The organism is Paenalcaligenes sp. GW821-LYS-B07-1 (assembly GCF_058803365.1).
Map to the genome: position 1 here is coordinate 3,411,234 of NZ_CM179516.1, position 12,447 is coordinate 3,423,680.

A 12,447-nucleotide genomic window follows, 5' to 3' on the forward strand; every position below is an offset into this window, starting at 1 on the left:
TTACAACTCGCCGTATGAGTGTAAACCGGACAAGAACATGTTCACACCTAGGAATGCAAAACTGGTGATCAGTAAGCCGCCCAGTGCCCAATAAGCACCAATAGTACCGCGCATACCTTTCATCAAACGCATGTGCAACCATGCCGCGTAGTTCAGCCACACGATCAAGGCCCATGTTTCTTTAGGATCCCACTGCCAGTATGTGCCCCATGCATCCGCTGCCCACAGCGCACCCAAAATGGTGGCAATAGTGAAGAACGCAAAGCCGATGGCAATGGCGCGGTACATGATGTCATCCAGCACTTCCAGATCAGGCAACTGACGGGAAATTGGGCCACGTAGTGCCAGAATAGCCCCTACAATTAGCGCACTAATACCGAAGAACAACATCCATGTAACGGAGAGCTCACTGCGTGAGCCAAAGATCATAGGCTCGGCACAGAGCAACATGCCCAGCACAAATACCGGCCACAACTTGCTCCATGAGCGTGTTTGACCATTTTCTTTAATCAGGTAAGCAAAGCCCACCATCGCTGCTAAGGCGAAGGTGCCGTAACCAATAAAGTTAGCAGGCACGTGAATTTTCATCCACCAGCTTTTCAGTGCAGGAACCAACGGCTGAATCTGGTGCGCATCGCGAGCAAACGAGTACCAGAGTAAGAAGATCACCGAAGCATTAATCACCATCAGCACAAAACCACCCAAGCTACGGGTCGCATAACGACGCTCGTAATACAGGTAGAACATGGCTGTAATCAACGCAAACATCACAAACACTTCGTACAAGTTACTGACGGGGATATGACCCAAGCCAGGCCCCAACAAGTGGCCTTCGCGCCAGCGTACAAACATACCTACGGTACCAGCGTACACCCCTGCCCATGTTAGTGCTGTACCCAGCCATGCTGCTGTTTTGCTCACATACCCTATCCAGTAGCACACCATGGCAATCATGAACAACGCACACATCCACAAAATAGCGGACTGAGACGAGAACAAGTAACGCAACAAGAAAACGCTGTCTGCACGAGAGAGATCACCGCTTAACAGACTGCCATCTGGACTGTAGAGCCAAATAGCCAAAATCGCTGTTAAACCGCTTAGTACGGTTAATGTACGTAGTGGACGCCACAACCAACCCATCCAGACCAGCAGTGGCACAGCACCACAGAGGATGATCTTTTCGTAGCCATCCATAAAGTCGGTATAGGCGGTCAGACAGTAAGCCACCCCAAGCGACAAAACAATAAAGTACAGATAGTCACTCAGTTGCAAGCGACCACGCACACCACGGGAATCCCCGCTTGCTGCCATGGAAGCCTGCCACTGTTGTGACTGTGAAAGCATCGCTGACTCAGACATTTTTAGACTCCTCTCTATGCGGACAAGCGCTGGAAACTCTGTTTGAACTCGTCAAACTCGCGGTTGAAATCCAAATTGCGCCGTTGTGAGGTCATTGCAGCCTGCATAGAGCTGCCACCCTCTTGTGGTCGTATCCACACCCAAATGCGTCGATCACGAACATAGAACATCGTAAAGACGCCAATCACCAAGAACAACGAGCCGGTATACACAATGTACATACCTGGACTACGTGCCACTTGGAACACACTAGCCTGTACATGATCAAACGAACGCAGGCCTAACATTACCGGAGCGGGGTATTCTGGCAAATTGGCCAAGGCTAATACGGCAAGCTGTGTCCACTGTTGGGCACGCATACCTTCATCGCCTTCATACACAATTGCTTTTTCGCCAGCACGCTCTCGCAGAATATCACGTAACTCAATCAACGAAAGCTGAATCATGGGCACAGTGAAGCCAAGAATCTTCTCGCGCTCAGCTTCTGGCACACGACCAATCAAACCGTTAAAACCTTCACGTGCAAAACTAGTTAACGCATTCTGTGCAGCAGTATGCAGCAAAGAGTCTGGCGCGGCATCACCGTTACGCTCCGCAAAACGCAATGCAGCTTGTCGCACTAAAGAAGGGTCTTCCAATGCGGCACGCAAACGCATGAACTCTTGCATAGATAACTGATCATCCGCAGGAATACGCACATAACGGAAACCCACTTGGGGCGACACATTCATCCCCGCCAAGAACACAGGGAAACCATCCAATACCACTGGTGACATGTAATGCGTGTATTCACGTGCCTGACCACTGCTATCTGTCAGCTTGTAGTGCACACTAGGTCCAACGTTCACCAGATTCTCGTTACGCTTCCCTGCGGCACTACCCGCTACAGCCGCCACATGCTCAGCCAATGCTTTAGGCTGAGGATCACCGTCACGCATATCTTCCACGTTGATGGTGCGCAACTCAGTAAAGTTCACGCTGACTTCAGTGCCTGCGTCATCCACAACAAAGCGTGTGCTCTCGCCTATTTTGCCTGATACAGGGAACGGACGGCTTTGCGTACCGTGCAATGGGTACGCCAACAGCTCAACCGTAGAACCACCATCATCAAAACCAGACTGATACACCGTGACGCCTTTGTAGCGCAGAGGCTCGTTCACCTCGATTACTCTGTCAAAGCTGTCGCCCGTATCAGGGTCAGTAATGCGCACTTCACTCTTGAAGCTGCTAGGCATACCCGTGGAGTAATACTCGATCAGGAAACGTTTGAGTTCCAACACGAAAGGCATGGGCTGCACCAATACACCTTCGTCCACGTTCACTACTGCTGTGGCAGTACGTACACCTTCAGGCACTAGCAAGTTAGCCCTGAAACTAGGGTTGGCAGCTGGCAAACGCCCTTCAGGCGGCACTTCGGAAATCAAAATATTTTCAGTGATAGGCTTCTTCCCGCCCAGCCATACTTGCAGTCGTGTGGGCAGTTCACTGTCCATCAAACCGCCAATACAGATCACAACGATGGCAACGTGAGCAAAAATGTAGCCCAGTCGATTGGAGCTGCCTTTTTTGGCCGCCAACATCAAGCTGCCATCGGCATCTTTACGTACTTTGTACTGGTAGCCTTTAACTTTCAACCACGCTTGTACATCGTCAGCATTTTTCTCAGGATTATTGTGATTGCTAACTTCTACTTTATGGGGGAAAGCACGCAAGCTGTTGCCGCGCACATATTCTTTGAAATTGCGCGCATCTTTCAGCATCTTGGGCGCATGACGGATCACACAGACCGTGGTGGACACCACCAAGAAACCCATGATGACCAAGAACCACCATGTGTTGTAGATAGTCCAAACGGAGAATCTATCAAACACACCTACCCAAAATGGCCCGAACTGGTCCACGTAGGTGTTCATAGGCTGGTTTTGCGCCAGCACAGTACCAATGATACTGGCCACACAGATGAACATAAGCAAGCTCACTGCGAAACGCATGGAACCTAGCAGCTCGAACAGTTCAGAAGCGCCAAATTGACGTTTGTTAGTCACAAAAATCTCTGGAAGAAACTAAAACAGGGGGATTCAGGGCTTATAAGTCAAAGCTATTTAGAACCACTTTAAGACTAAAGGTTCCTGTCCACACAACAAAAACTCCCCGTAGAGGGGAGTTTCGTCCTCAACACTACAGCCTGTAATCGTTACAGACTGTAATGTCGAATATAGCAGTCGCTAAAAACAAGCGTTTTGCTCTAGCGCAAGCCAGCAGCGTAATCCGCTACGGCAGACAAATCGGCATCATTCATGCGATCAGCCAACTCGTGCATCGCTGCTTCGTTGTTACGGTCACCGCTACGGAACAATTTCAACTGTTCCTGCAAGTAAGAAGCGGGTAGACCGGCCAAACGTGGATATTTACCTGGTAGACCTGCGCCGTTAGGCGAGTGACAGGCCGCACAAGCCGCTACGTTACGGTCAGGCAAACCTCCGCGCCAAATTTGTTGGCCGCGCTCAAAAGATTCTTCGTTGGTTGCACGGGCAGCCAATTCCCAATCCACTTTTTGTTGAGATACGTAAAACGCCACATCACGCATTTCTTGCTCGGTCATGCCAGTCACAATGCTGGTCATTACAGCAGGGTTGCCATTGGCAGCACGGCGCAGTGGAGGGGTATTTTCTGCACCAGGGCGGAAATCATGCAGCTGTTTAACCACATACTCAAATGGTTGTGCTGCAATGCTAGGGTACATTTCAATGACACTATTCCCTGCTGCACCGTGACAGGTCACACAGGCCAGTACACCACGGGACAGTTCACCGTTCAAGTAGAGTTGCTCGCCCTTAGCTGCATCAGGTTTTGCAGCGGTATCTGCAGCATGCGCCAAAGAGAAGGTGGAACAGGCTGCCACAAGGCCGCTGGCAATAACGATTCTGGAAAGCACGCGCTTCAGCTTCATGTAGTCCTCGACGATCGCGATTTAGACACAAATACCGCAGTATTTGTAAGTCACTGGTCGTCGTATACCGTATTATTTCTGCTGTAAGGGATCTGCACGGAACACGACGGTTACTGTTTCAAATCCCAAGATTATACAATAGAGCTTGGATTTAAACGGGAAATTGCCTTAATCATGTCAATCTTACATCGCGCCAGCTTCACTATTTCTGCTGCAAAGCTGGACCAACTCCCGCCCCCCGGCCCGCCAGAGGTCTGTTTTGTGGGTCGCTCCAACTCGGGGAAATCATCGTCTATTAACGTACTGGCAAACCAAAAACGTTTGGCGTTTTCCAGTAAAACGCCGGGTAGAACTCGCCTGATCAACATGTTCGGCATCCCGGACCCATTAGAACCTGAAGAATCTTTAGGTTACCTCGTCGACTTACCTGGCTACGGTTACGCCGCGGTAGGGCGCCAAGAAAAACAAGACTGGGATGAAATGCTAGGCGGCTACTTGCGCCAACGCAGCTCTCTGGCAGGTGTTGTATTGATGCTGGATATACGACGAGGCGTTACCGCATTAGACGTGCAATTAGCACGCTGGATCGCTCCTACAGGCAAGCCATTGCTGGTACTACTCACCAAAGCGGATAAATTCGCGTATGGTAAACGTATACAAGCGGCTGCTGAAGCCCGTAAACAACTCGCTGCCATGGGGAATATTCAAGCCATCCCTTTTTCGGCCACGCACCGTATTGGCATTGAGGAAGCGACATTACTTATTGAAAACTGGATCTCTCCAAAGGTTGTGCCATGACTCAATTCTTACCCCCCGTTAACTACCCTCTTAGCCGCCCCCGCCGTAATCGTCGCGACGACTTCACCCGCCGTTTGGTGCGTGAAAACGTATTGACCGTCAATGACCTGATTTACCCGGTGTTCGTGCGTGAAGGCAACAACATACGCGAAGCTGTGGACTCCATGCCCGGCGTATACCGCTACTCGCCTGATACCATTCTGGCGATTGCTGAAGAGTGTGTGAAACTGGGGATTCCAGTACTGTCACTGTTCCCTGTGATCGACCCCAGCCTGAAAACACCGGATGGTAGCGAAGCAGCCAACCCCGACGGCCTGATCCCTCGTGTAGTGAGCAGCTTGAAACAGAACTTCCCAGAATTGGGCATTCTGACCGACGTTGCGCTAGACCCTTACACCAGCCACGGCCAAGACGGCATCATCGACGAAGATGGTTACGTGCTGAACGACCCTACGGTAGAAGTACTGCGTGAACAAGCACTGACACAAGCCAACGCAGGTGTAGACATTGTGGCACCTAGCGACATGATGGATGGCCGCGTAGGCGCGATTCGCCACACCTTGGATGAAAACGGCCACATCGACACCCGTATCATGGCGTACTCCGCCAAATACGCCAGTGCCTTCTACGGCCCATTCCGTGATGCGGTAGGTTCGGCCAGCAACTTGGGTAAATCCGATAAAGCCAGCTACCAAATGGACCCAGCCAACCGCGATGAAGCCTTGCGGGAAGTCGCTGCCGACATCCGCGAAGGCGCTGATATGGTTATGGTGAAACCTGGCATGCCATACCTAGATGTGCTGCGCGACATCAAACAAGCCTTTGGCATGCCTACCTTTGCGTACCAAGTAAGTGGCGAATACGCGATGATCAAAGCCGCTGCCGCTAATGGCTGGCTGGATCACGACAAAGTCATGATGGAATCCCTGCTGGCGTTCAAACGCGCTGGCGGCGATGGCATCTTGACCTACTTCGCGATTGACGCTGCTAAGCAACTCAGACTGCAAGGCAACTAAGTAGTATCTGCATTGGCCCCCTATCCCGTTAGGGGGCTACATACACCTTAAAATACTGTAGCTCCAGCTCATCAACCTGCTGTAGCAGGTCAGTCTCCCACGCCAAATATTGCAGCGCCGCCTGTCGGTTACCATCATGCCGGTCATGCGCAAAGAACACATAATCAATGCAATCGTCATCGGCTGGCTGCTCAGGACTACTCTCAAGCACTAACCCTGCCGCTAACCACTGAGCGGTAGTGCCGTCATGCCAACACACGTGCTGCACACCCAACCCCTGCAACTCTTTGGCGGCCAACGCTGCACTGTAAGGGTCCGAAGCGATCACTACTACCAACTGATTGATCTTCAGCGTGGCATACCTTAAGTGTGGTCGTATAGACCACTGTGCACCTCGCAAATGTGCGGCACGATACTGTTGGCTAGGACGTATATCAATCAGTTGTGCAGCGTTAAGACGCACGCTGGCTGCCAATTGCTCCACCGTCATGTGCGACAACTCAAACTCCACAGGGTCATCTGCTACCACACCCTGCACGCACCCCAATAGTGCACCCGCATCGCGTTCCAGCACCGTCACGTCCCAACCCATTTGCAACAACCAACTCGCTGTCACCCATGAGCGTACCTGCAGGTCATCCCACAGAACAATTCTGGCACCCCGAGTACCTATGTATTGATCCGTGGCCTGCACCAACTGCCCACCCGGCGTATGTTTTGCTACAGGCAAGGTATTACGCTGATATTCTGCTGCCGTGCGCACATCGCACACATATGTAGTGCGATGCGATTCAGTTAACCACTGCTGCACCTGCGCAGCCGTCACCAGCTTTACTCCCATTTCTTGAGCCACACGCTGAGCCTGCTGCTGCAACCCCCATACATCGGCAGCATCGGGCTGCACGGCCTCACCTTCACGCATAGCCCCCTGCTCTAGCACTAACCCCTCTAGAAACCAGCCTTGCGTACCATTTTCCAGTGCCACAACTTCATACGACACGCCTAAATTAATCAGGGTCTGAGCGCCAATAATGCTGCGAGTACGGCCAGCGCAATTCACCACAATACGTGTAGCGTTTGTTGTTCTCAGCAACGTGGTGGCGCGTAGTGCTAGCTCGCCGTTTGGGCAACATATAGCACCTGGAATGGTTTTCTTTTGGTATTCCCCAAACGGACGTCCATCTAGCAGCAATAACGATTCTGCCGTCGCTTGGCTCGCAGCAAGATCTTTAGCCTTAATGTGTGGCGTATGGCAGTGTTGTTCCACTAACTCACCAAAGGTTTTGCTAGGTACGTTTACCCCTGCAAATACGTTATGCCCCGCTTGCTGCCACGCCTTTACACCACCAGCTAACACATACACCTGCGTATAGCCCATGTCCTGCAAAATCTGTTGCGCCTGGCGTGCAATACCGCCCCCTTGAGCGTATAACACCATGCGCACAGAACGTCTCGGTACCAAGTGCAGTACACGATATTCCAGCACGCTATAGGGCACATTCACGGCATAAAACAAATGGCCGCTACCGTACTGCCCATGCTCTCGCACATCCAGCAAAGCAATCTCAGAGCCATCGGCCAACCACTGCCGCAAAACCGCTACCGATACTTCTGCATTCATCTGTGTTGGCTGCATCATAGTAGGTCTTAACGTCTGGTTTGAACGCCCACAGGCATCACGGCGCAGGTGCCTTTTTCTACATCAAAGGCCAAACGCTGATCCAGGGTTTCTAACGCCAAACCATACATATGCAAATGGCGAATCACGTTATTGCCCTCGATTTCCACGGCGTGGATATCATCTGGCATTAAGGCAATGCCTGTGCCCGGTTCAACCACGACTTTCGCTGTGCGTTTCACAATCCCAACCCCAGGCACTTGCGCATCATCAGTTCGGGTATACACATAGTTGTATTCCACCCCCTCTACAGCCGCGATACACGCCCACGTCGTGTGATTATGCGGCACGATTTTCTTACCCGGACGCATCACATTCAAGTACAACGCGTACGAGCGATCCTCCTCTTCAGAGATCAAATAGCGCGCTTGCAACTCACCCTCTTCAGGCGCAGGAAAATACGCTTCAGACCACCACTCTTTATGCTCAGCCAATACCAGTACCTGCTGCAATATCTGCCCTAACGACGCCGTAGATAGCCCTTCTTTTTCTACAATACTTCTTATGTTTTTGATGCGATGATCTACAGCCTCAGCACGAACCTCTGATACATTCATTTCTATCCCCTGCCTTATTGTTTGTTTTCAGCGAAATTGATGCTACTTTACTTATAGACAAGCCCTCCAACAATACAGAGTTTTATGCAAATACATTAGAAAAACTAATATGATCAATTTGGATATAGAACTCTTGCGCACTTTGGTCGCCATTGCCAAACACGGTACATTTGCCAACGCAGCAGAAGCTGTTAGCCGTACGCAATCGGCCATCACGCAGCAAATGCAGCGACTAGAAAACCTGACGCATAAAACCATTTTCAGCAAAGAAGGACGCAATAAAACACTGACAGAACATGGCGAACTGCTGCTACGTTATGCCCAGCAGATTCTGGCCTTGCATGATGAGTGTGTACGCACACTGCACAGCACAGACCCCGAAGGCATAGTACGTATAGGCGCGCCGCACGACGTGGCTGACTCCATCTTTCCTACTGTCTTGGCACACGTGGTTCGCAACCTGCCACGCATCAAGCTAGAAATACAGGTGGATCGCAGCCCCATCTTGATGGAAGCTCTGCACAGAGGGGAGCTAGATCTCACTATCTCTAGCCGATTCGATTCGGAACTCGCTGGTTTTGTCATACGCCGCTCGCCTACCGTCTGGCTAGCCTCTGCACGCTACGTACACGACCCTAGCAAGCCCGTACCCTTAATACTGGCGGATGAGCCTAGCCTATACAGAAAAATCGCCCTGACGGCGCTAGAGCAAGCACACGCCACATGGCAAACCAATTACGTAGCGCCCAATCTATCAGGCATTAAAGCCGCCCTACATGCGGGTTTAGGTATCACGGCGCGTAACATCGAACTCATCAGTACGGATTTCCGTGTGCTAGGCACCAGTGAACAACTACCGCCACTACCCGACGTGAGCTACTTCCTGTGGATGCGGCGCGCGCCACTGCACAACCACACCCGTCATGTTTACGATTTACTCAGCCAACACATGGCGCTAAACGCGGTCACATCCCCGCTATAGCTCCATTCCACTCACCGGTTCACAGCTGGTTAAGTATTGATTCGTCAAATAAAAATTCATTCTGTGCTAGGCATTCAGTACAGTTAACCAGAGGCTTATTCCAATCATAACTATTCCTGGAGACAACAATGCCTATAAAAAAAGTACTGGCCGCTGCCCTTATGGCAGCCACCTGTTTCAGTCTGCCTGCACTGGCTAACCCCCTGATTATCAAATTCAGCCACGTCGTCTCCCCTGACACACCCAAAGGCAAAGGGGCTGACAAATTCAAAGAGTTGGCTGAGCAATATACCGATGGCAAAGTGCTGGTAGAGGTGTATCCGAACTCCCAACTGTACAAAGACAAAGAAGAACTCGAAGCACTACAGCTAGGAGCCGTACAGATGTTGGCGCCCTCCCTAGCCAAGTTTGGCCCCCTGGGCGTGCGTGCTTTCGAGGTATTTGACCTACCATTTATCTTTCAAAGCACAGACGACCTGAACAAAGTGACCCAAGGCCAAGTAGGCCAAGACCTAATGGCCATGCTAGAGCCTAAAGGTATTAAAGGCTTAGCCTACTGGGATAACGGCTTCAAAATCATGAGCGCCAACTCGCCCTTGCATACGCCAGATGATTTTCTGGGTTTGAAGATGCGTATACAGTCCTCCAAGGTGCTAGAAGCTCAAATGCAGGCGTTAGAAGCCATTCCACAAGTGATGGCATTTTCTGAGTCCTATCAAGCACTGCAAACTGGCGTAGTAGACGGTACAGAGAACACACCGTCCAACCTCTATACCCAGAAAATGCACGAAGTGCAGAAACACGCCACCTTATCCAACCATGGCTACATAGGCTATGCCGTCATCGTGAACAAGAAATTTTGGGATGAGTTAGACCCCACTCTGCGCGAGCAACTAGAGCGTGCTATGGCAGACGCCACTACATACGCGAACGAGATCTCACAATTAGAGAACGATGATGCGTTGGCTGCCATACGCGCCGCTGGGCACACTACCATTTACGAACTCACCCCTGAAGAACGCAGTGAATGGGTAGCAGCACTGCGCCCTGTACACGAACAAATGGCCTCTCGCATTGGGCCAGAAGTGATTGAGTCCATTTACCAAACGCTGCAAAACTAATCCGTAGCACCAAAACAAACAGGCCATGCAAAAGCATGGCCTGTTTTGTCATCACAACGCGCCTTAACGTGCTGAGTTCAACACCTGCAAGAAACGCTCTGCAGGCATAAACCCTACAACGCGTGCATCGGTTAACTCCCGTCCTTGTGCATCAAACAGAATAATTCCGGGCGGCCCAAACAAGTTAAACCGTTTAAGTAAGGCACGGTGCTCAGGCGTATTAGCTGTCACGTCTGCCTGCAACAGCAACATCGTGTTCATTTTCTGAGCCACAGCCGGATCACTGAAGGTAAATTTCTCCATTTCTATGCACGACACACACCAATCGGCATAGAAATCTAACATGACGGTTCTGCCACCACTATTCGCCAGTTTTTCTTCCAACTCAGCAAGGCTTTCTACTTTCTGAAAAGCAGGTGCTGTGACGGCACTACCTGTTCCTACACCGCCACCTTGCCAATGTGCTAATGGCTCCAACACGCTGCGCCCACCGCTGGCCACACTCACCAGAATCAACACTGCCCAACACAGTGACAGCCACCCCAAGGCTTTCAGGAATAGCTTACCTGCCGATGCAGCGGCGTCATGCGCACGCCCTACACCCAACAATAAACCTAGCCATGCTGCCAACACTGCCCAGCCCAACATGAACCAGACGGTGGGTAGAACCGACGTCAACATCCACAGTGCCGTGGCAATCAAAAACCAACCAAATATCTGCTTCACGGTGTTCATCCATGCACCCGCTTTAGGCATTAGCACACCTGATGTTGCCCCCACCAATAGCAGCAACACACCGGAACCCCATGCCATGGCAAACAACGCCATAGCACCAATCAACACATTACCGGTTTGCGAGATAAACAGCAGCACACCAGCAAGCGGCGCAGCTACACAAGGGCCAACAATCAAGGCTGACAACATGCCCATCAAGAACACGCCGCTGTAACGTCCGCCAGGAATACGACTTAGCACACCTTGCAAACGCGACTGCATACCCGACGGTACCTGTAACTGGTACACATCAAACATAGACAGCGCCAAGATGAATAGCAGTACTGCAAATATGCTGAGTATCCATGGATTCTGCAGCCATACGGCTAAGCTAGCACCCAACAGCCCCGCCACCACGCCTAACGCGGTATAGACCAACGACACACCTAACACATAGATGGCTGCTAAACCCAAACCGCGTTGACGCGACACGCTTTTAACTGGGGTTCCCTGACCTGCAATAATCCCCAACAAAATAGGCACCATTGGTAGCACACACGGCGTAAAGGACAGCAGCATACCCAAGCCAAACGCCAGCAGCATAATCTGCCACCACGACGCATCCAGCAGGTAGGCCGCCAAGCCTGTATCACTTAAATCCAAAAAGCTAGTTGCGGAAGCATTCGCAGCGGCTTTAGTGGCTGCCGTATCTTCCGTCACCACCTCAGTTAGCGGAGCCGGTACGCTTTTCACCACGCCCTCACCGCTGACCTTATAACCACCCTCTGCGGGTGACAGGGTGAGTTCATGTGTGCTGGGTGAATAACACAACCCAGCATCCGCACAGCCTTGGCTAGTAACCTCTAGCTGCAAAGGCAGCATAGAGCCTTCTTTTATAGGCAGGCGGATAGTGACTTCACGGCGATAAATCGCCATGTCTTTTTCAAAGGTAGGATCGTACACAATCGCAGCGGGAGGATAAGCAGCCTCACCCAGCCAATCGCTGCTAGGCATCGCTTCAAACACAAAGCGATCCCTGTACATGTAGTATTCAGGAGCAATAACGAAGTGTATATCCAGCTCGGTAGGACTATGCATTGCTGCACTGAACTGAAAAGCGTCTTCAGGGTCTAGGTAATCCTCTTCTGCTCGTGCGGGCTGCATCAGCATTGCCCAACCCACGATCAGCAGCATTAACCACCCAACCACTGCGCTTAGTTTGTTTTTCTCTCTACCCGTCTTTGCCGCTACACACTGCATGTGTCACTC

Annotated in this window: 10 protein-coding genes; 4 read left to right on the plus strand and 6 right to left on the minus strand. The window is 51.2% G+C overall.

The features are described 5' to 3' along the window. The 3 genes from ccsB to AC3QL0_RS16385 form a co-directional block, all read right to left on the minus strand. Positions 1-1,362 carry a c-type cytochrome biogenesis protein CcsB gene (gene ccsB / locus AC3QL0_RS16375; protein ID WP_493009431.1) on the minus strand — a complete coding sequence of 454 codons (1,362 nt, stop codon included), beginning with the start codon at positions 1,360-1,362 and terminating at the stop codon, positions 1-3. Positions 1,363-1,376: 14 nt separating this feature from the next. After that, positions 1,377-3,353 (minus strand): cytochrome c biogenesis protein ResB, encoded by a 1,977-nt coding sequence (locus AC3QL0_RS16380; protein ID WP_493011017.1) that lies wholly within the window; start codon positions 3,351-3,353, stop codon positions 1,377-1,379. A 254-nt stretch (positions 3,354-3,607) separates the two neighbouring features. Then, positions 3,608-4,306, minus strand: a complete 699-nt coding sequence (locus tag AC3QL0_RS16385) for a c-type cytochrome (protein WP_493011018.1) — start codon at positions 4,304-4,306, stop codon at positions 3,608-3,610. A gap of 180 nt (positions 4,307-4,486) precedes the next feature. Between AC3QL0_RS16385 and yihA the strand changes: the two genes are divergently transcribed. Both yihA and hemB read left to right on the plus strand, forming a co-directional pair. After that, the gene (gene yihA, locus AC3QL0_RS16390; RefSeq protein WP_135861544.1) at positions 4,487-5,110 is read left to right on the plus strand and encodes a ribosome biogenesis GTP-binding protein YihA/YsxC; all 624 of its coding nucleotides are present in this window, start codon (positions 4,487-4,489) and stop codon (positions 5,108-5,110) included. Continuing rightward, positions 5,107-6,126: a porphobilinogen synthase gene (gene hemB / locus AC3QL0_RS16395; RefSeq protein WP_493009432.1), complete on the plus strand. Its 1,020-nt coding sequence runs from the start codon at positions 5,107-5,109 to the stop codon at positions 6,124-6,126. Before yihA ends, hemB begins: the two co-directional genes overlap by 4 nt. A 28-nt stretch (positions 6,127-6,154) precedes the next feature. On the opposite strand, the gene AC3QL0_RS16400 is transcribed toward hemB, so the two are convergent. Continuing rightward, a complete protein-coding gene (locus AC3QL0_RS16400; protein WP_493009433.1) occupies positions 6,155-7,765 on the minus strand; it encodes a rhodanese-like domain-containing protein in 1,611 nt (536 codons plus the stop codon). A gap of 8 nt (positions 7,766-7,773) precedes the next feature. Further along, entirely contained in the window at positions 7,774-8,361 is a 588-nt protein-coding gene (locus AC3QL0_RS16405) for a cysteine dioxygenase family protein (RefSeq protein ID WP_493009434.1), read from the minus strand. Between the two features lie 109 nt (positions 8,362-8,470). Here AC3QL0_RS16405 and AC3QL0_RS16410 point away from each other — a divergent pair, with 109 nt between their 5' ends. Both AC3QL0_RS16410 and AC3QL0_RS16415 read left to right on the plus strand, forming a co-directional pair. Continuing rightward, on the plus strand, positions 8,471-9,343 hold the full coding sequence (locus AC3QL0_RS16410; protein WP_493009435.1) for a LysR substrate-binding domain-containing protein: 873 nt from the start codon (positions 8,471-8,473) through the stop codon (positions 9,341-9,343). Between the two features lie 128 nt (positions 9,344-9,471). Beyond that, positions 9,472-10,464 carry a TRAP transporter substrate-binding protein gene (locus AC3QL0_RS16415; RefSeq protein WP_493009436.1) on the plus strand — a complete coding sequence of 331 codons (993 nt, stop codon included), beginning with the start codon at positions 9,472-9,474 and terminating at the stop codon, positions 10,462-10,464. A 63-nt stretch (positions 10,465-10,527) separates the two neighbouring features. Here AC3QL0_RS16415 and dsbD read toward each other — a convergent pair whose 3' ends face one another. After that, positions 10,528-12,438, minus strand: coding sequence for a protein-disulfide reductase DsbD (gene dsbD / locus AC3QL0_RS16420; protein WP_493009437.1), 1,911 nt, complete (start codon positions 12,436-12,438; stop codon positions 10,528-10,530). Positions 12,439-12,447 lie beyond the last annotated feature (9 nt).